We start from the raw sequence: 19,889 nt of genomic DNA on the forward strand, positions 1-19,889 counted from the left end.
TTATTATTCTTCACGGCTCCCATTATTTTAATTTTTCTTGTTTAGGAAATTTGGAATTGTGAAATCAAATGGATTGCTTTCCTTGCTTGGTTTTTCTTCCTTACCGGCCTTAGTGCTTTCAGATTTTGCTGTCTTAGTGTCTGCAGCGTTGTTTTCACCGAAACCTGTTGCAATAACAGTGATTTTAATAGTATCTCCAACTGATTCGTCAATATTTGCTCCAAATATGATATTTGCTTCCGGGTCTGCAGCTTCTTCTATGAGTTTGGCCGCTTCATTCACTTCATGAATTCCCATGCTTGTGCCGCCTGTGATATTTAAGAGAACACCTCTTGCTCCGTTTATGCTTGTTTCAAGCAGAGGGCTTTGTATAGCCTGCTTAACAGCATTGAGAGCTCTGTTTTCTCCCGTTGCCTGACCGATTCCCATGTGTGCAAGACCCTGACCTGACATTATTGTTTCAACATCGGCAAAGTCAAGGTTCATGATTGCAGGGATTGCAATAAGATCTGAAATGCCTTGTATACCTTGTCTTAAAACATCGTCTGCCAATGTAAATGCTTCAAGCATTGTAGTTTTCTTGTCTGATATTTCCAGGAGTTTGTCGTTTGGTATAACCACAAGGGTATCAATATTTTCTTTTAATTTTCTAAGACCTGTTTCGGCATTTTTCATTCTGTTCTTGCCTTCGAACATGAAAGGTTTTGTAACAACGGCAACTGTAAGTATTCCTTGTTCTTTTGCAACACCTGCAATGTACGGAGCTGCTCCTGTTCCGGTGCCGCCACCCATACCGGCAGTAATGAACACCATATCTGCTCCTTCAACAAGTTCTGCTATGTCAGCCTTATTTTCTTCAGCTGCCTTTTCACCTATTTCAGGTTTTGAACCCGCACCAAGACCGTTTGTTAATTTTTCGCCTATCTGAAATTTGATTTCAGCTTTTGATGAATATAATGCCTGCTTGTCCGTATTAACACTTATAAACGTAACACCTCTTACGCCAGCTTCAATCATTCTATTTACTGCATTATTGCCGCCGCCTCCGACGCCGATTACTTTAATATTTGCCAGTCTTTCTGATGGTTCTTCAAATTGAAACATATATTGACCTCCTAAACGAGAGAAAATTTTTCTTATTCATTATAAAAAATATTATATCACATAATTATAAATTTTCATACACATTTTTAATTAGTTTACTTGTTTTTATTATATTTTTCAAGCCAAAAATCTATCATAATTCTTAACTTTTTATAAATATTATTTCCAAATGCAAATACTGCTGCAAGGTACACAGGAAGCCCTAACTGCTCACCCACATATGCTAAAAACAATCCAAATACAACGTCACTTGCTAAAAACGCACCGCTTTTTACAGGAGTTAATTCTCCATTTAAATTTTCTGACAACATATTCATAATTGTGTTTAATATTGCCAACACAGCAATAGCTATATATACTGAATATTCAGGACTGTATATTAAATTTAAATTTAATCCTGCAACTACTCCAAGCACCAGGCCTGCAACTACGTAAATCATTATTTCAACCCCTTATTCTGCGCTCTGCGCAAATTTATTCTCGGAATTTATTCCGTAAAACTTTGGTATTACAAGGTTGTAGCTCATAATGGCCGCAACTTCCATTCCGTATTTGTTTTTTAGGTCATATGCATATGTTCCTTCTTCAGTAACAACGTTGTACAATTTTTCCTGGTCCCCCACGGCTCTTATTACAAATGGAGCAGGCACTGCTTCTCCATTTATTTTAAGTACCGGTCCAGCACATACCACCTCTGAAATGTTTACTATTCTTTTGCCGTTAACATCTATTGCTTCTGCTCCTGCACTTTTCAAATCATTGAGAAGCACTGTTATATCTACGTCATGTACTATTTTATCCATAATATCAAGGTTCTCGTCATCACTTGTACTGTCTGAAACCCTGAGCATTATTCCCGGACCTCTTACATCAGTAAAACCATTGTAAAATTTCAATTCTTCAATCTGATGATTCATTTCTATCATAGATTCAAGAAAATTGTGGTCATCTAAATCCTTTGCCTGACTTTTTTCGTATAAAACTTCATCCTGGAGGTTTTTAACAACTTCGCGCATATCTTTTACATTTTTTTCATAATTATTTAAGTTTTTAAGTGCATAAATTGTATTTTCATCAACACCTGCATCTGCTCCGTTTACAATTGCAGCAGACACAATAAAAACCAAAATAAAAATGATTAAGTTCATTGTCTTTAGTTTTATGTGAATCTCCCCCCATCTTATTCTTCCTCTATGGTAATTGGAACAGCATACTTGAATTCTTTTTCTCCATCGTACTTGTTGATGAATATTTCGGAAGAATTTTCTGTTTCGATTGTATATCCTATCTGGCTCAGCTGAGACACTATTCCTCCTACAAAATTAAGTGATGCATCTATTGTTCTGGAATTGCCTATTGCCTTTATTTCCAGCGGAAGCACCAATGCAACACCGTTAACATTGATGTGATCCAGCACAGGCACTATTTCAGTATAGTTTGTGTATCTCTGTCCGTTAATGGATATTGCCTCGACACCTGCATTGTTTAAATAACTGATGAGCGCCAGAATATACTGGTGGCTGGAAGCCAGGCTCACATAGGAATTAGGTTCTGAATCAATGGTGATTATTGTTCCAGGCCCTTTCACTTCATAATAACCTGATAAAATTTGTTGATTTGCAAGTTCTTCCTTTAATCTCTCAAGTTCCGCCTCTTTTGCATCATAAATCTCTTCATTTTCTTTTGCTGTTTGTTTTAAGGCATCAAGCTCTTCTCTCAATTCATTTTTCTGAAGAGTCAGCTCTGTCAGCTCGTTGTCAAGCTGGCTTGCAATGTTCTGAGGGTCTTCATTCCCAAGAACATTGTTTGTTGTTCTAATTTGCATCATGCAAACAACCCCTAGAATCAAACTTATAGCAAACAGCATTACCTTTTGCCACAACTTACTCATTGTAATCCTCCATTTTATAGTCCTCTATGTACACCGGACTGTCCCCCTTTGTAAAATCTATTAACCCTGAAGCAACTGTCAAGTTGTTGTTGAGTCTTTCGTTTATTATTTTCATGGCAAACACAATCTGATACTTTATGTCCTCACCAAGCTTTATTCTAATCACAGTGCCATATTCCGTGTTTATCATAACGCTGTTGTCTTTGCAGGCTGTTATGCCCTTTACTGTTTCGCTGCCGAATTCAACTTTCAGATATTCTAAAGTATCAAAAATGTTGCTAATATTATCAATGCCAGCAAATTCTGCTGTGTTTCCTATATTGTATAATACATCAGTCAAACTTTCAATAGTCAAAAGGTCGTTTTTTTCAGCTGATGTACGAAGGGCTATGCCACTCTTGTCTGTAACAATATATTCATTGTTGTAATGTATCTGATAATTCTCAACTCTTTCTTTTATTTCAATATATATTTTGTTGGGCAGCTCGTAAACTACACGGGCGCTTTCCACGTAGATTTCTTTTTCAAGATTTTCCTTTACCTTTGCTCTGTCTACTGAAAACAATCTTTCTCCCTCATCAACATGTGATTGTTCTATGATGTAATCTTTCTGGTACAATACGTTTCCTGCAACATCGACCTGCGTAATTTCAAAATAAGGTGTTTTAAAATATACGTAATAAAGGCAAAAAACAACAACTACAGCAGCCGTAATAAAAGCTGCTGTACTTACGAATAGCTTTCTGAATTTTTTCTTCTTTTTCTTTTTCCTTTGTTTGTTGTTTCTTTTTTCAGCCATTTTTTTACCTGGTATCTTTAGTATTGATTTTTATATTTTAGATAGTATCACCGATTTTGTCATCCTGAGCGAAAGCAAGGAAAAGCACCTGAAACATAGAGTTAGGGCATCTTTCGGGCTACGCCCTCAGAATGGCACGGTTAAAGTTTATTCATATCAATTTTTTGTTTCTGTTATTACGGCTCCTATATTTTGCAGTTTTTGCACAAATTTTTCATAGCCTCTGTTTATATGGTAAATGTTGTTTATCTTTGAAGTTCCTTCAGCTCCTAATGCTGCTATTACAAGAGCAGCCCCTCCCCGAAGATCTTTTGCCTCAACCTCGGCACTATAAAGCTTGTGGACTCCCTCAACAACTGCCACTCTTCCGATTGTTGTGATGTTTGCTCCCATTTTCTGAAGCTCCGGTACATGTTTGTAACGAGAATCAAACACTGTTTCTTCTATAATTGAAATTCCGTCGGCTGTTGCCATGCTGGCCATAAACTGCGCCTGCATATCTGTTGGAAATCCCGGATACGGCTGAGTTGTAACTTTCTCTACTGCTTTTATTCTTCCTTGGTTTGAAATTACAATTGTTCCATGAGTTTCTCTTATTTCACATCCGGCATCTTCATATATTGAAGTAATTGACTTGAAATGAGATTTTTCTATATTTCTTATGTAAATTTTGCTCTTCATCGATGATGCTGCACTCAAATAAGTTCCTGCCTCAATACGGTCGGAAATAATCTTATATTCTACAGTGTCTGTATTTTCTGGTTTTTTTCCTTCTATTATTATTGATCCTGTTCCTGCACCGCTCACACTGTATCCGCATGTGTTCAAAAAGTTCTGCAAGTCAACTATTTCCGGTTCTTTCGCAGGGTTATATATCACTGTCTTTCCTGGTATTCCAACGGCAAACAACATAATATTTTCTGTTGCGCCCACACTTGGGTAGTCAAGCTGAATTTCACAGCCTGATGGCTCTGTGACTTTGCCAACTAAAAGTCCACTTTTTTCAATGATCTCAACTCCAAGTTTTCTTAAACCCTTCAGATGCAAATCTATTGGACGAAGTCCTATTTCGCATCCCCCGGGATATGCAATTTCAACATTTCCTGTCCTTTGAAGAACAGCTCCCATCAATATTATTGATGACCTTATTTTTCTTACAAGTTTTTCCGGTACCTGAGAAGTATTAAGTCCTCTTGTGTCAATGAGAGCAACACCGTTGTCGTGTTGAACCGTGCATCCCATGTCTTGCAATATTTCCAGCATATCTTTTACATCTTCGATGTCTGGTATATTTTCAAGAAGATATTCTCTTCCGCTGATAACCGTACTAGCTAAAATAGGAAGAGCAGCATTTTTTGACCCGCCTATGTCAACTATTCCTTCTAAGCTGTTTCTTCCTTCAATTATAAAGCTTCCCATCTTTATCCCTCCGCAACAAGTAACATAATCGGTTAACCGGAATAACATTCCGGAAACCTCAATATGACTATCAGTTCCTGAGAATGCAATGCAAGTTATATAAATATAACTTGCTTCGATTTTTGTACTGATTCAGATAATCATATAATATGTTATGCAATTTCATATTACTTGTTACTTTTGGTTTTTAAGTTGGTCAGATTCAACATAATATCATATATTTTTCCTTCAACGTCAGTGCTTCCCATTCTCTTTGAGTTCAAGCTCATTGCCTTAAGAACATTTTTGTTCTTTATTATATCATCAATGGCATTACTAAGTTCACTTCCATTTAAGTCCTTTTCAAGAATCACCTTTGCTGCCCCTTCCTTTTCAAGGGCACGGGCATTGTACTCCTGGTGGTTTTCTGCAGTATAGGTCTTGGGTATAAGTATGGAAGGCACTCCTATGGCTGTAATTTCAGCAATGGTTATAGCGCCGGCACTTCCTATGACTATGTCAGAAGCTGAAAGTGCAGATGCAGCATCATACATGTAATCCCTGATTTCAATGTTGCTCTGTGGTTTTACTTTTTTGTTAAGCTCTTCCATAAACTTTTCATAATGCTTCTTGCCTGTTATATGAAGAATTTTAATACTATTATTACCGTTGTATTTTTCTATTGTTTCTATTATTGCTTCATTTAAACTTATTTGTCCCCCGCTGCCTCCAAAGGAATATATAAATATATCGTCACTATTTAATTTAAAGTTAGCCCTGGATTTTCTCCTGTCTGCTGTAAGTATATCTTTTCTCACAGGATTTCCAACAAGCACCAGCTTGTTGGCAGACTCCTTGGGGAAATAATTTTCAGCATCCTTGAAACTTATTATGATTACATCAACAACCTTTGAAAGCAGTTTGTTTGTGATTCCCGGAAAAACATTTTGCTCATGTATCATGGTTGGAATTTTTTTAAGGCTTGCAGCAAGAACTACCGGTCCGCACACATACCCTCCGGTTCCAACAACTATGTCAGGTTTAAAATCCTTAATTATTCTTGAGGCTTCCATAACTCCCTTGATTGAGGCCAAAATTGTTTTTATGTTTTCAATGCTTAGGCTTCTTCTGAGATATTTTGCAGTAACATATTTGAATTCAAAGCCTTCTTTTGGAACGAGTTCGCTCTCCATTCCTTTTTTTGTACCTACATATAATATTTCATTGGATGGATCCGCAAGTCTTACCTTTTGAGCAATGGCCAAAGCAGGGTTTATGTGTCCCCCTGTTCCTCCGCCGGTTATAAGCACTCTCATTTATTAATCACTTTCCTTTTTTATATAGATCAATTTAATGTCATTGTATTTCCTAGGCAATGAATTATTGCCTGCTACTTCTTAACTTCTGTATGTATTTGAATATTTTGAAATATTTAATAAAATTCCCATGGAACAAAGTAGAAACATCAGAGAAGATCCACCTGCACTAATAAAAGGCAGGGCTCTACCTGTGGGAGGCATTGATGATGTTGCTACAGCAACATGTATCATGAACTGAACAAGCACCAGTGTTGTAAGTCCTAATGCCGTCTGGCTTCCGAAAAAATCTTCTGTGTTCATTGATATTCTTAACCCTCTCCAGGCAAAGACTACAAAAGCAAGCATTACAAACACACACCCAATGAATCCTAACTCTTCACCAATTATTGAAAATATAAAGTCATTGTACGCTTCGGGGAGATAAAAAAACTTTTGTCTGCTTTTCCCAATTCCCATTCCGAACAGTCCTCCTGTTCCGAGGGCATATAGTGACTGTATTATCTGCCATCCCTGGTCCTGCTTATATTTAAACGGGTCAAAGAAGACTATTATTCTTGTAATTCTGTAAGGCTGCATTGCAATCATAACAACAACACCTGCTACAGCAGCTCCCACTAGAAGGAACAAATGGCTCAGCCTTGCTCCTGCGCAGAAAAACATAACCATGAGAGTTCCGCCTAGAATTATGGCTGTGCTCAGGTCATCCTGCATAGCAATCAGACCGCAGAAAACTCCTATGAAAACCATTGAAGGAATAAAACCTTTTGTAAAGGAACTCATATTTTTGCGGTTTCGATCAAAGTAGTCAGCCATGTATAAAACTCCGCCTATTTTAATTATTTCTGAAGGCTGAAATGTTATACCGCCTATATTTATCCACCTTTGTGCTCCATTAGAAGCTATTCCCATAATCACCGTCAAAAGGGCAAATCCCACGCATGCAACAAGAATTACCTTATTGAACCTGGCATATATTTTATAAGGTATATTTGCAAAAAATATCATTCCGGTCATTCCTATTACAGCTGCTATTACCTGCTTTTTCAGAAAATAAAACGGATCTCCGTTAAACTTATAGTATCCGTCAGGATAGCTGGAACTGTAAACCATTAAAAACCCAAAGAGAACCAATACTACAATAATAAAAACCAAAACCCAGTCAACAGTCTTTTTACCTGCTTTGTGTACTGCTTCCTCCATAATATTTAACCCTTTCCTTAAAGTCTCTTCCTCTCACCTCGTAGTTGGGGTACATTCCCCAGCTTGCGCATGCAGGAGAAAGAACAACATTGTCGCCTTCTTCGCTTAATTCGAAGCATTTTTTCACTGCCTCATCCATATTTTGAACTTTATAAATATTTGTGAATCCATAACTGCGTGCACATTTTTCTATGTCATCGGCAGTCTGACCAAGGAGCACCAAGGCCTTTACTTTGTTGTCAAATGATTGTATAAATTCATCATACTGTGATTTTTTGTCGTAGCCACCTGCAATGAGCACAATTGGTTTTTCTATTCCTTGAACAGCCTTTATGGAAGCGTCGGGATTTGTTCCCTTTGAATCATTGTAAAACTTCACATTGTTGTATTCACCGCAAAATTCAAGTCTGTGTTCAACGCCTTTGAATTCTTTCAATACTTTAGTTATTGTTTCAACATCAGTTCCAAGCGCTATGGCTGCTCCGGCCGCTGCCATTGCATTTTCCAGATTATGTTTGCCAGGAATAAAAATGTCCTTTGTGTTTATTATAAAAATTGTATCTTTTTCATTTTTATATACCATCTTTCCATCAAGGACAAAGATTCCTTTATCAAGTACTCTTTCAGAACTGAAAAATATTTTCTTTGCTCTTATGTTGGGGGAATAATCTCTTATAATTTCATCTTCATAATTTAATATTGCACAGTCATTTTCATCTTGATTTATTACGTTCTTAAATTTAGCTTCAACATAATTTTCCATTGTATGGTGATAATCCATGTGGTCAGGAGTTATGTTTGTCATGACGCTTATTTGAGGCTTGTAGTCATATGTTCCCGCAAGCTGAAAACTGCTTACTTCTGCAATCAGCACATCACCTTTTTTAGAATTCATGGCATCGTCAAAAATTCCAAAGCCTATGTTTCCTGTGAGCTTGCAGTTTCTGCCACTTTCCTTTATAATTTCACCTATGAGAGTTGTTGTGGTTGTCTTGCCGTTTGTTCCCGTAATTGATATGAATGAAGCTTCTGTAACCATGTAGGCAGCTTCAACGTCGCTTATTATTTTAATGCTTTTTTCTATTAACTTAACAACAATTGGCACCTCATACTTTATTCCGGGACTTTTTATTGCAAAATCCAGCTCATCCATAGGGATATTTTCTATATCGCTGCTTCCAAAGAAATACTCAGCTTGGATTGAACTGAGCTCCTGAAGCTTTTCATATAATTTTTCCTGTGGTGATTCATCATATGCATATATAACTGCTCCCAGTTTATGAAGGGCTTTAATGCATGATATTCCCGAAACTCCAAGCCCGATAACAAGTATTTTTTTATTTTTCATTTTTACCTCTCTTTAGTCCACTATTATTTTATGTGACTATATAGAATAAATGCCTATAAATGCCAATATAACAGTTACAATCCAAAATACTCCTACTACTTTTGTTTCCTTCCAGCCGCACATTTCAAAATGGTGGTGCAGGGGAGCCATTTTAAAAATTCTTCTCTTTGTTCTCTTGTAATGTAATACCTGTATTATAACAGACAGTGCCTCTGCAAAATAAATGCCGCCTATTATTGGTATGAGTAAAACCATGTTTGAAAGAACTGCAACAGCAGAAACTGCACCTCCAAGTGCCAAAGATCCCGTGTCTCCCATGAACACTTTTGCAGGATTTGCATTGTGCCTCAAAAATCCAAGACATGCTCCTGTGACTGCAGCGCTCACTATGGCAATTCCGCCATAAATTGCATTTGTATCTCTCAAACTGTTTGTTATAAGGCTGAATGTTGCCATAACAATCAAGGTTACTCCCGTGTTAAGTCCGTCAAGGCCGTCAGTTAAATTTACGGCATTTACAGTTCCCAAAATTACAAACACAACAAATGGAATATACAATACGCCAAGATCTATTACAGCATTGGCAAATGGTATTACAAGCTTTGTTCCGTTTACGCTGTACTTTGACCCGTACAGCGCCAGAAGTACAGCAAACACCACCTGACCTAAAATTTTCTGATAAGCCCTTAGTCCCAGATTTCTCTTAAGTACAACTTTTATATAATCGTCTAAAAATCCAATAAATCCAAATCCAAATATGAAAAACATCACTGCCCATATTTCCTGAGTGTAATAGCCACTGGTAGCTATTGCAATGAGTGCTGCTAATAAAATTATTATTCCTCCCATGGTGGGAGTGCCTGACTTGCTGTAGTGAGACTTAGGGCCTTCCTCTCTGATGCTTTGTCCTACTTTCAGGCGCTTCAATACCGGTATTACAACCGGTCCAAGAAACAGTGCTATTAAAAATGATACAATTATTACTCTTATTATTTGTCCGCTGCCTTGCATGTTAAACTCCTTTGTGACTAATTCCTTAATCCTCTTTTTTTCTCTACATCTATTATTGCCATTTTCGCAATGTATCCTTCATCATATGGAACTTTTTCTGTTCCCATATCCTGGTAGGGCTCCGTAGATTTTCCCGCCAACAATATTACATCCTTAGATTTGGAATTGTCAATAGCATAATAAATTGCTTTGTCTCTCTCAACTATAATTTCGTACTTTCCACCGGCTTTTTCAACACCTTTAGAAATTTCAACACATATGTCGTAAGGATCTTCAAAACGTGGATTGTCGGAAGTAAGTATGCTTAAGTCACAATACTTTCCAGCAATTTCACCCATTGGTGCTCTTCTTGACAAGTCCCTTTCTCCTCCTGCCCCAAACATCACAATTTTTCTGCCTTCTGCAAATTCAACTATTGTATCCATAACCTTTAAAAGTCCGTCGGGAGTGTGGGCAAAATCAAGTATTATTGTGCAGTCAAGCTGATTTTCAAGTATTTCAAACCTTCCCTTTACACCTTTTATTTCGGCCAGCGATAAAATTATGTCATCAATGTCAACTCCAAGGCAATATGCTGCTCCAAGGGCTCCCAGTGAATTAAGAACACTGAACTTTCCAGGAGTGTTAACATGAACCTTCTTTTCAACTCCCAAAATATTTAAATCAAATGATGTGCCCTTCATAGTAGTAACTAAATTTGAAGCCTTTATGTCAGCATCATTTTCTATTCCTGTTGAAAGTGCTTTTACTCCATCTGTCTTTAACTCTTTGTAAAGTCTTGCACCGTAAGGGTCATCAACATTTATTATGTTGTTTACCTTTGTTATATAAAACAATTTTTTCTTTGCAAGGTAGTAATTTTCCATTGTTATGTGAAAATCAAGGTGATCTCTTGTAAGGTTGGTGAAAATTCCCACATCAATATTCACATTGTCAACTCTGTTCAGTTCAAGAGCATGTGAAGAAACTTCCATAAAACAGTGAGTTACATTTTTTTCAGCCATTCTTGACAGGTAATTTTGAATATCGGCCGCTTCAGGAGTTGTATTGTCAATTTTTATTTTATCTTCATCTATCAGTACGCCCATTGTGCCTATTATTCCTGATTTTTCTCCCAGATGGTCGTAAATTCCTTTTAAAAGATATGTAGTGCTGGTCTTTCCGTTTGTTCCGGTTACGCCGGTTATATTTATTTTTTCTGACGGGCGGCCGTAAATTACGTGGGCAGCTGGCGCCATGGTTTCTCTAGGTGATTTGACAACAATAAAATTGCTTATATCTTTAACATCTTCTGGGATGTGATCACACATTACAGCAGATGCTCCGTTTTTTACAGCGCTTTCAATGAACTTGTGTCCGTCTGAGGTGTATCCTTTTATAGCAACAAAAATATCGCCTATTTTTGCTTTTCGAGAGTCATTTGTAATGCCGGTGATATTAATATTTTCATCTCCGACATAACTTTCATATTCAATTTCTTCAAGCAAATTTTTAATTTTCATAATATTGCTCCCTTATTAAAGTGTATGTTATTATATGCAATTTTATCATATTTAAAATTCAAATACAATAAATACTGTATGTCCCATTACCATTTTTCAAAGCACCTTTGCTGAAAAATGTGGTAAAACAAATGTTTAAATCTCTATGCTAAATTAAGCAGAAGTTAAATTATTTTAAAAAAGACGGAACGCAGCGCATTCCGTCAGGTTGATGACAAAGTATATCAGACGTTGTCATTCTGAGGCGCAGCCGAAGAATCTCATGTTTTCAACAAAGATAAGATCCTTCACCATCGTTCAGGATGACAGAGTCAAGCGATAGTCTGACAAAGCGCGAAGCGTTTCGTCTAGTTCAATATCAATGTGACCACAGAACCCTTCACAACCTTTTCGCCGGCTTTTGGAAATTGAGATTTAACAATTCTTTCAGCTTCGACTTCAATGGTAATATTGCTTTCCAAACCCGCCTTGATTATTTTATCAGTTGCTTCTGCGATTGTAAGTCCCAAAAGATCCGGAACTTCTACAGTCTGTGCTTCAACCTTGCCAAGTTCTTCTTCAGTGTAAACAGGTTCAACATCATAATATTTCATTATATTTTCAAGCAAATCCGCTGCAGCAGGTCCGGCTACAATACTTCCGTAGTATCCAATGTTTCTGTCCGGCTCATCAACCATTACAAGTGCTACAGCCTTAGGATTATCAACAGGGGCAACCCCTACAAATGAAGATATGAATTTTCCGTCTTCATAACGTCCATCTATAACCTTCTGAGCTGTTCCTGATTTTCCGCCTATTCTGTATCCTGCCCTATAAGCCTGCTTTGTACCGGATTCAGCTACTTCTTTCATTATCTGAAGCATCATTTTTGATGTTTCATTAGAAATTACTTTTCTTCTGACAACAGTATCGAAATTTTTAACAACATTTCCTTCTTCATCTATGAGCTGTTTAACAATTCTAGGCTCCATGAGATTTCCGCCGTTTGATATTGCTGAAACAGCACCCACAAGCTGTATGGGTGTTACTGCAACACCCTGGCCGAAAGCCTGTGTAACAACGTCCACATCCTTCATATTTATGGGCTCTTTAATGAGACCAAGAGCCTCACCGTTAAGCATTATACCTGATTTTTCCTCAAACCCGAAAGATTTTATATACTTGTAGAATAAATCCTTGCCAATGTCAAGACCCATTTGAGCCAATGCATCATTGCAGGAGTTTTGAATTGCTTCGGACAATGTCTGCTGTCCATGAGGCCTGTAATATCTCCAGCACTTGATGTTTTCACCTGGTATCTGTCTAACGTATCCATCGCAGTAATATGTTGAATTAAGCGAAGCCGTGTTTTCCTCAAGAGATATGGCCGTTGTTATAAGCTTAAAAGTTGAACCTGGCTCATAAATATCATTTACTGCAGGATTTCTCCACATGTTGAACCATGCTTTTTGCAGATCCTCATTAGATAAGGCTGCCCATTCTGCGCTTGTTTTCTCATCAACTGGTTCCTTTGGCTCATTGGGGTCGTAATCAGGCTTTGAAGCCAATGCCAAAATATCTCCATTGTTTGGATCCATTACTACAATTGTAGCTCTTTTAGCATTGTAGTCTGCAAGAACTTTTTCAGCACTTGACTCAGCATAATGCTGAATAACCTCATCTATTGTAAGAACAACTCCAAGACCGTCCTGAGATTCATAGTATTCATTGTAACCAAAAGGAAGCTCTCTTCCATATGCATCGGTATTTACAACAGTACGTCCCGGAATACCCGTCAAGTAATTGTTGTATGTTGCTTCCACACCATAAAGTCCGTCCTGGTCAACATTTGTAAATCCTATTACATAAGGAGCAAAATTTCCGTAAGGATATATTCTTTTGTTATCTTCAATAATGTTTATTCCGCTTAAACCTTTGTCCCTTATGGCTTGAGCCTGCTCATCCGTAATCCATTTCTTCAGCACCACATATGAATAGTTGGAAGTTATTTTTTTAAGAACTTCCTCATAGTCCATCTGCAGAATTTCCGAAAGAATTGCAGCCGTTTCTTCAGGAGTATTTGTATTGACCGGAATATTTTCTACTGCCGCTTTTTCAGAAAACATTGATTTGTTTAGCCTTTTGAGAAGCCCTGTAAAAAAGCTATCTGTGTTTTCCTCTGTTTCCTCAGATTCCTCGTCTTTTTCTTCAGGAGTCTGTACTCCCTTTTTCACATCAGCAGGAAAACAAGTTACAGTGTTTGAATTAACACTGACAGCCAGTTTTTTACCTTTGGCATCATAAATTGTTCCTCTTTTTGCACTTATGGTAATATCCCTGGACCAGTTTTCCATAGCCTGTTTCTTGTATTCTTCACCGTTAATTATCTGAATGAATCCAAGCCTTATAACCAAAGCAATTGTAACTAAAAAAAAGCAAAGCAAAAATACCAACATTCTTTTTTTATTTTGAAGGTTAGTATTGCTTTTTACACGTTTTTTCATATGGAAACCCCCTATCTAATGAAACTTACTACCTTGTCAAGCAATCCAACAAATAAATTTTCATCTTCTGCAAGTACTTCAGTTTCATCTTCGGTAGTTTCTTCATTTCCATATGCAAAGTCAACAAATACAGTTTGTTTTCTTGTAGGGTAATTCATTCCCAGATAAGCCTTTGCCATTTCTTCAATGCTGTTAGTGTTTTTAATACTCTCCAGAGCAATATTGTATTGATCTATGTCGTCATTAAGGTTAACAATTTCTTTATTCAATGTATTAAGCTCCATTTGCTTATCTGTAATGACAGCATAATTATAAACAATTAAAATTCCGAGTATGAATGTAACAGCAAGCATGACTGTGTTTTTAAAGCTTTCTATAACATTATTATTCTTTTTTCTTTTTATTCTTCTTTTATTTTGAGAATATTGCTCAGTATCTTGTCCATAATCAAATTCAATTGCTTCTTTCCTCAAAGCCGACATAATTACACCCTCTCGCCTATTCTTAATTTTGCACTGTGTGCTCTGCGATTTTCGACCAATTCTTCTTCAGATGGCAGCACTGGTTTTCTTGTTATGATTTTTAATTTGCGCCTGTGATCGCACATGCATTTTGGAAATTCAGGAGGACAAATGCAATCTTTGTTAAGGTCATTAAATGCATTTTTTATAATCCTGTCTTCCAATGAATGAAATGTTATGACACAAATCCTGCCGCCAACGTTCAGGCAGTCAACAGCATCCTTCATTGTGTTTTCAAGTATCTCCAACTCTCTGTTCACTTCAATTCTTATGGCTTGAAATGTCCTTTTAGCAGGATGTGACCCTTCCTGCCTCACTTGCTTTGGAATAGCCTTCTTTACTATTGAAACAAGCTGTCCTGTTGTTTCAATGAACTCATGTTCTCTTTCCTGTACAATGAACTTGGCTATTCTTGCAGCCCACTTTTCTTCACCGTATTCCCAAAGAATCCGTGACAGTTCGTGTTCCTCGTATCCATTTACAATGTGCCTTGCTGTTGTTGTCTGGTTTTTGTCCATCCTCATGTCAAGAGGCATATCGTAATTGTAGCTGAACCCTCTTTCAGGTATATCCAATTGAAATGACGAAACTCCCAAATCAAAAATAATTCCGTCTACTTTCTCTATATTTAAATCCTCTAAAACTTCTTTTATGTTGCTGAAGTTATTTTTAACAGGTATGAAATTCTTAAATTCCTTTAATTTGTCTTTTGCTCTTTCGATGGCATAATCATCCTGGTCAATACCGATTACTTTTCCATCAACAGCTCTTTTTAGTATTTCCTGAGTATGCCCTCCCCCTCCTAAGGTAGCATCCACATAAATTCCATTTGTCTTAATGTTAAGCCCTTCAATTGATTCGTCCAACAATACTGACTTGTGTATATAATCCATGTGACTCCTCCTTTATAATCCTATCCCCAAATCTGACATCTTTTCTGCTATGCTGTCAAAATCAAATTCGTCATTGTTGGAGTAATCATTCCAACTTTCTTTGTTCCAGATTTCGATTCTGTCTATAACCCCTATTATAGCAGCCTCGGTGTTTAATGCGCTGAATTCTCTCAGCTGCGGCGGTACCAGTATTCTTCCCTGTTTATCGAAAGAACATTCAGAAAATCCGGAAACAAACTGTCTTAAAAAAAATCTTTCCTGTTTATTGAAAGTTGACAGGTTTCTAAGTTTACCGACGAATTCGTTCCATGTTTCAATAGGATAAACAAATAAACATTTATCCAGTCCTTTACCTATATAAAACGTTTCGCCTAACTCATTTCTAAACTTGGAAGGTATTATTACTCTTCCCTTTTCATCAAATGAATGTATGTATTCACCAGTAAACATTTTCTACCACCTACTGGGCACATTATACCACATTGTGGGTATTATTTACCACAATTATTTTAAAAAACATAAAAAAAATTTTTTTGCTCCACAAATACATGTAGAAATTTCTGAGCTGTCAACCGCATAAAAAAAAATCCTTCACTTTGTTCAGGATGACAGCGTCATACGTTACCGTATTTTCACTTTGCAATACCGAAGGTATTGTGTCATTCTGAGCGTCAGCGAAGAATCTCATCTTTAATTCAAATCTGACCATAAATCTTTCCAGTCAGGATTCATTGATTCAATTAGTTTTATTTTCTTTTCTCTTGTCCAGCCTTTTATTTGCTTTTCCCTTGTTATAGCTGAAATCACATCTTCTGTACAATCATAATAAACAAGCTTGTGTACTTTATATTTTGCCGTAAACCCATCAGCTAGGCTGTTCTTATGCTCATATATTCTGCGAATTAAATCATTTGTCACTCCAACATAAAGTACCTTGTTATATTTATTGGTTAAAATATAAATATAGTACATGTTAATCCGCCTTTCAAAAATGAGATCCCGCAGTTTCGCATACAAATTTATTTATTCACTAACGTTCATATAAATTTGGTGCTCATTGCGAATGACCTACCGCTATTTTTCAGAAAAAAATCTGAAAAATAGGGTTAGGGCATCTTTCACTTCGTTCAGGATGACAGCGTCTGTTATTTTTGTGCTTTCTTTTTATTTAAGTAAACCAACAAAATGACTCCTAACAGTATTGAGCCCAGGCTTATGAGCTGTGCAACACGCATTCCTAAAAACATGAGGCTGTCTGTTCTCAGTCCTTCAACAAAAAACCTTCCTGCAGAATAAAATATCAGGTAAAGCCCCAGGACCTGACCGTCTGTTGTCTTCTTGTTTTTTCTGAACCACATTAAAAATAGGAATATGCATAAATCTATGATTGATTCATACAAGAATGTGGGGTGGACCTTCTGGCCGTTTACTATTATGCCCCAAGGCAAATCTGTAGGGCCACCGTGAGCCTCCTGGTTTATGAAGTTTCCCCATCTTCCAATGGCCTGGCCTAAAGCAACGCTTGGCATAACTATGTCAAGGAGCTCCAATACTTTAATTTTTCTTTTTTTGCAGAACAACACTCCCACAATCACGCCAGCTATGAGTGCTCCATGAATTGCAAGTCCGCCGTTTCTTATGTTTATAATCTGATCAGGATTCTTGCTGTAGAAATCCCATGAAAATATTACATAATATGCTCTGGCACCAATTATAGCTGCCGGAATTGCATACAGTAAAAAGTCCAGAAGGTTATCTTCTTTAAATCCAATTCTTTTGCATTCTTTTAAAGCAAAAACAACTCCTAACAGTACTCCTGTAGATATGAGCACCCCGTACCACATTATATCAACGCCAAATATCGTAAACGCTACCGGATTCATATTGCCTCCTTATCTTTCTTTAGTATTTCCAAATTCAACATTAACCATTATATAATTATATTCTTCATTAGTCAACATAAGATGAGATCCTTCACGCGATGAACGCCATGAGGGATCTCATTAAAATGCCTCTTATTTATCTTAATGTTGCTTCAAACTTTTTATTAAGAACCTGAAGAATTTTGTTGTGGATATTTTCCACTTCCTTATCTTTCAGAGTGCGTTCCTTGTTTCTGTAAGTTACAGAGAATGCAGTGCTCTTGTAGCCTTCTTCAATGTGTTCTCCCTTGTATACGTCAAACAGTTTTACTGATTCAATGAGGTGAGGATTTACATTTTTAATTTCTTCTTCCATTTCACCTGCAAGTACTTCGTCCTTTACTATGACAGCAATGTCTCTCACCATTGATGGATATTTAGGAAGAGCTTCATACTTCCATTCTGTGTTTTTGTTTTCAAGGATTTTTTCAACATCAATTTCAGCTATATAAACCTTGTGGTCAAGTCCGTAATTTTCAATTGTCTGGTGGCTTGCTTCTCCATAGATTCCAACAAGCTCGTCATTGATGAAAAGTCCTGCTGTTCTTCCGGGATGGAATGTGGAGTTGTCTTTCACTGCCTTGATTGATGATTTTATTCCAAATCTTGACAGTATTCCTTCAACAATTCCCTTAAGGTCATAGAAGTCGTAATTGCCGTACATTCCAATGCAAAGCTTCTGCTTTTCATAAGGTTCTTCTGTAACAGGCTGAGACTTAGGAATGAAAATGCTTCCTATTTCAAACAGTTTCGCATCATCAACGCCTCTGTTTGAGTTTCTTTGAATAACTTCCATCATGTTTGGAATCAATGTTGTCCTCATGGAGCTGAAATCTTCTCCCAGAGGATTAAGTATTTTAACATAATTTCTAAGTGGGCTGTCCGCAGGTGCACATATGTTGTCATATGTCTTAGGGCTTATGAATGAATATGTTGTAATTTCATAAAGTCCCATACCGCATGCAATTGTCTTCATGTCATCTTCAAGAAGACGGATTTCGGATTTTCTTCCTACTCTTGTGCTTCCTGTAAGAGGTTTTGACTCAATGTTTTCAAAACCGTAAAGTCTTCCAACTTCTTCAATGAGATCTGCTTCCTGTTCAATGTCTGTTCTGAAATAAGGAATTTTGCTGATTATTTTCTCTCCGTCAAATGTGCTTTCTATTTCAAGAGTGTTAAGAGACTTAAGCATATCTTCCACAGGAATATCAACTCCAAGAAGCATTTCGCTTCTGTATGGTCTCAATGTCACTATAGGAGCGTCATAATCATTTTTGCCTGCTTCAAGATATCCGCCGACAACAGTTCCTGCCCCGATCATCTCTATGAGCTGACAAGCTCTGAGGCTGGCAAGTTCAACCATCATGTGTCCCATTGGCTTTTCATTTCTTGCTGAAGCTTCAGAACGCATTCCAAGCTTCTTTGAGGTTTCTCTAATGGATTTAGGGTTGAAGTTTGCACTTTCAAGTACCATTACCTTTGTATCGTCGCTTATTTCTGAATTAAATCCGCCCATAACTCCTGCAATGCAGGCAGGTTTTTCAGCATCAGCAATAACAAGCATGTTTTCCTTTAATATTCTTTCTGTCTGATCTATGGTAACTATTTTTTCATCTTTTTTTGCTCTTCTTGCAACAAGTTTTCTTCCTTCCAGTGCTTCAAGGTCGTACGCGTGAAGAGGCTGACCAAGTTCAAGCATTACGTAATTTGTTACGTCAACTATGTTGCTTATAGGTCTCATTCCTGCATCCATGAGTGTTCTTTGCATCCATAATGGAGATGGTCCTATTTTTATGTCTTTGATTACTTTTGCATAGAAACGGCTGCACAAATCTTCATCTTCAATTTCAACAGCATTTAAGTAATCTTTTATGTCGCCTTGTTCATTTTTAACAGAAATTTCAGGGAATTTAAACTTTGTTCCCAATGTTGCTGCTGTTTCTCTTGCCATTCCCACTATGTTCAGGCAATCCGGTCTGTTGAATGTAACTTCAACTTCCAGAGCACTTCCGTTTAACTCCAGAACTTCCTTTATGTCTTTTCCGAGAGGAGTGTCTTTTGGAAGAATTATTATACCGTCCCTAGATTCCTTTGGTATTAGTTTATCTTCGAATCCAAGTTCTTCGTAGGAAACCATCATACCGTATGAAGGAAGTCCTCTGAAGTTTGTTTTCTTTATTTTAAGTCCGTTAGGAAGAACAGCTCCTTCAAGTGATACAGGAACAATGTCTCCTTCTGATATGTTTTTAGCTCCTGTTATTATCTGTACAGGTTCTGCTTCGTTTATGTCTATTTGAGTTACAACAAGCTTATCAGCATTTGGATGTTGTTTTATTTCAAGAATTTTTCCGGTTTTAACATTTATTACTTCTTTATTATAATCAATAACAGCATCAACGTGTGATCCTGTAAGTGTCAATTTGTCAGCCAATGTCTTGTCATCCGTGTTAATGTCAACATACTGGCTCATCCATTTAATAGGTACTAACATTTTAACC

18 protein-coding genes are annotated in these 19,889 nt (G+C 37.1%); all 18 read right to left on the minus strand.

Annotated features, from left to right (window positions below; translation table 11 throughout):
- Positions 1-27 precede the first annotated feature (27 nt).
- Positions 28-1,104 (minus strand): cell division protein FtsZ, encoded by a 1,077-nt coding sequence (gene ftsZ / locus LY60_RS17330; RefSeq protein ID WP_145086874.1) that lies wholly within the window; start codon positions 1,102-1,104, stop codon positions 28-30.
- A 95-nt stretch (positions 1,105-1,199) separates the two neighbouring features.
- On the minus strand, positions 1,200-1,520 hold the full coding sequence (locus LY60_RS17335; protein ID WP_212633507.1) for a DUF1290 domain-containing protein: 321 nt from the start codon (positions 1,518-1,520) through the stop codon (positions 1,200-1,202).
- A gap of 36 nt (positions 1,521-1,556) precedes the next feature.
- Entirely contained in the window at positions 1,557-2,252 is a 696-nt protein-coding gene (locus LY60_RS17340) for a DUF881 domain-containing protein (protein WP_145086881.1), read from the minus strand.
- Positions 2,253-2,284: 32 nt separating this feature from the next.
- Positions 2,285-2,995: a DUF881 domain-containing protein gene (locus LY60_RS17345; RefSeq protein WP_145086884.1), complete on the minus strand. Its 711-nt coding sequence runs from the start codon at positions 2,993-2,995 to the stop codon at positions 2,285-2,287.
- Complete coding sequence (locus tag LY60_RS17350; RefSeq protein WP_145086887.1) at positions 2,988-3,794, minus strand: cell division protein FtsQ/DivIB; 807 nt, start codon at positions 3,792-3,794, stop codon at positions 2,988-2,990. Before LY60_RS17350 ends, LY60_RS17345 begins: the two co-directional genes overlap by 8 nt.
- A 156-nt stretch (positions 3,795-3,950) precedes the next feature.
- Positions 3,951-5,213, minus strand: coding sequence for a UDP-N-acetylglucosamine 1-carboxyvinyltransferase (gene murA / locus LY60_RS17355; RefSeq protein WP_145086890.1), 1,263 nt, complete (start codon positions 5,211-5,213; stop codon positions 3,951-3,953).
- A gap of 167 nt (positions 5,214-5,380) precedes the next feature.
- Positions 5,381-6,508 (minus strand): undecaprenyldiphospho-muramoylpentapeptide beta-N-acetylglucosaminyltransferase, encoded by a 1,128-nt coding sequence (gene murG / locus LY60_RS17360; RefSeq protein ID WP_145086893.1) that lies wholly within the window; start codon positions 6,506-6,508, stop codon positions 5,381-5,383.
- An 81-nt stretch (positions 6,509-6,589) separates the two neighbouring features.
- On the minus strand, positions 6,590-7,711 hold the full coding sequence (ftsW, locus tag LY60_RS17365; protein ID WP_145086896.1) for a putative lipid II flippase FtsW: 1,122 nt from the start codon (positions 7,709-7,711) through the stop codon (positions 6,590-6,592).
- On the minus strand, positions 7,683-9,059 hold the full coding sequence (gene murD, locus LY60_RS17370; protein ID WP_145086899.1) for a UDP-N-acetylmuramoyl-L-alanine--D-glutamate ligase: 1,377 nt from the start codon (positions 9,057-9,059) through the stop codon (positions 7,683-7,685). The genes ftsW and murD overlap by 29 nt, the downstream gene beginning before the upstream one ends.
- Positions 9,060-9,095: 36 nt before the next feature.
- Entirely contained in the window at positions 9,096-10,070 is a 975-nt protein-coding gene (gene mraY / locus LY60_RS17375; RefSeq protein WP_145086902.1) for a phospho-N-acetylmuramoyl-pentapeptide-transferase, read from the minus strand.
- Between the two features lie 17 nt (positions 10,071-10,087).
- On the minus strand, positions 10,088-11,572 hold the full coding sequence (locus LY60_RS17380) for a UDP-N-acetylmuramoyl-L-alanyl-D-glutamate--2,6-diaminopimelate ligase (protein ID WP_145086905.1): 1,485 nt from the start codon (positions 11,570-11,572) through the stop codon (positions 10,088-10,090).
- Between the two features lie 347 nt (positions 11,573-11,919).
- Positions 11,920-14,055 carry a penicillin-binding transpeptidase domain-containing protein gene (locus LY60_RS17385; protein ID WP_145086910.1) on the minus strand — a complete coding sequence of 712 codons (2,136 nt, stop codon included), beginning with the start codon at positions 14,053-14,055 and terminating at the stop codon, positions 11,920-11,922.
- A gap of 11 nt (positions 14,056-14,066) precedes the next feature.
- Complete coding sequence (locus LY60_RS17390; protein WP_145086913.1) at positions 14,067-14,537, minus strand: FtsB/FtsL family cell division protein; 471 nt, start codon at positions 14,535-14,537, stop codon at positions 14,067-14,069.
- A 2-nt stretch (positions 14,538-14,539) separates the two neighbouring features.
- Positions 14,540-15,469: a 16S rRNA (cytosine(1402)-N(4))-methyltransferase RsmH gene (rsmH, locus tag LY60_RS17395; RefSeq protein WP_145086916.1), complete on the minus strand. Its 930-nt coding sequence runs from the start codon at positions 15,467-15,469 to the stop codon at positions 14,540-14,542.
- Positions 15,470-15,481: 12 nt separating this feature from the next.
- On the minus strand, positions 15,482-15,919 hold the full coding sequence (gene mraZ, locus LY60_RS17400) for a division/cell wall cluster transcriptional repressor MraZ (RefSeq protein ID WP_019229505.1): 438 nt from the start codon (positions 15,917-15,919) through the stop codon (positions 15,482-15,484).
- 240 nt (positions 15,920-16,159) lie between these two features.
- Positions 16,160-16,441 (minus strand): GIY-YIG nuclease family protein, encoded by a 282-nt coding sequence (locus LY60_RS17405; protein WP_145086919.1) that lies wholly within the window; start codon positions 16,439-16,441, stop codon positions 16,160-16,162.
- Between the two features lie 173 nt (positions 16,442-16,614).
- Positions 16,615-17,352, minus strand: a complete 738-nt coding sequence (lgt, locus tag LY60_RS17410) for a prolipoprotein diacylglyceryl transferase (RefSeq protein ID WP_145086922.1) — start codon at positions 17,350-17,352, stop codon at positions 16,615-16,617.
- 136 nt (positions 17,353-17,488) lie between these two features.
- Entirely contained in the window at positions 17,489-19,882 is a 2,394-nt protein-coding gene (pheT, locus tag LY60_RS17415) for a phenylalanine--tRNA ligase subunit beta (RefSeq protein WP_145086926.1), read from the minus strand.
- Positions 19,883-19,889: the final 7 nt, after the last annotated feature.

Origin of the sequence: Sedimentibacter saalensis (assembly GCF_007830175.1) — a bacterium.
GTDB classification, from domain to species: Bacteria; Bacillota; Clostridia; order Tissierellales; family Sedimentibacteraceae; genus Sedimentibacter; species Sedimentibacter saalensis.

Coding starts and splice junctions, on each gene's coding strand:
- ftsZ (WP_145086874.1), bottom strand. CDS start 1,104: ATGTTTCAATTTGAAGAACCATCAGAAAGACTGGCAAATATTAAAGTA.
- LY60_RS17340 (WP_145086881.1), bottom strand. CDS start 2,252: ATGAACTTAATCATTTTTATTTTGGTTTTTATTGTGTCTGCTGCAATT.
- LY60_RS17345 (WP_145086884.1), bottom strand. CDS start 2,995: ATGAGTAAGTTGTGGCAAAAGGTAATGCTGTTTGCTATAAGTTTGATT.
- LY60_RS17350 (WP_145086887.1), bottom strand. CDS start 3,794: ATGGCTGAAAAAAGAAACAACAAACAAAGGAAAAAGAAAAAGAAGAAA.
- murA (WP_145086890.1), bottom strand. CDS start 5,213: ATGGGAAGCTTTATAATTGAAGGAAGAAACAGCTTAGAAGGAATAGTT.
- murG (WP_145086893.1), bottom strand. CDS start 6,508: ATGAGAGTGCTTATAACCGGCGGAGGAACAGGGGGACACATAAACCCT.
- ftsW (WP_145086896.1), bottom strand. CDS start 7,711: ATGGAGGAAGCAGTACACAAAGCAGGTAAAAAGACTGTTGACTGGGTT.
- murD (WP_145086899.1), bottom strand. CDS start 9,059: ATGAAAAATAAAAAAATACTTGTTATCGGGCTTGGAGTTTCGGGAATA.
- mraY (WP_145086902.1), bottom strand. CDS start 10,070: ATGCAAGGCAGCGGACAAATAATAAGAGTAATAATTGTATCATTTTTA.
- LY60_RS17380 (WP_145086905.1), bottom strand. CDS start 11,572: ATGAAAATTAAAAATTTGCTTGAAGAAATTGAATATGAAAGTTATGTC.
- LY60_RS17385 (WP_145086910.1), bottom strand. CDS start 14,055: ATGAAAAAACGTGTAAAAAGCAATACTAACCTTCAAAATAAAAAAAGA.
- LY60_RS17390 (WP_145086913.1), bottom strand. CDS start 14,537: ATGTCGGCTTTGAGGAAAGAAGCAATTGAATTTGATTATGGACAAGAT.
- rsmH (WP_145086916.1), bottom strand. CDS start 15,469: ATGGATTATATACACAAGTCAGTATTGTTGGACGAATCAATTGAAGGG.
- mraZ (WP_019229505.1), bottom strand. CDS start 15,919: ATGTTTACTGGTGAATACATACATTCATTTGATGAAAAGGGAAGAGTA.
- LY60_RS17405 (WP_145086919.1), bottom strand. CDS start 16,441: ATGTACTATATTTATATTTTAACCAATAAATATAACAAGGTACTTTAT.
- lgt (WP_145086922.1), bottom strand. CDS start 17,352: ATGAATCCGGTAGCGTTTACGATATTTGGCGTTGATATAATGTGGTAC.
- pheT (WP_145086926.1), bottom strand. CDS start 19,882: ATGTTAGTACCTATTAAATGGATGAGCCAGTATGTTGACATTAACACG.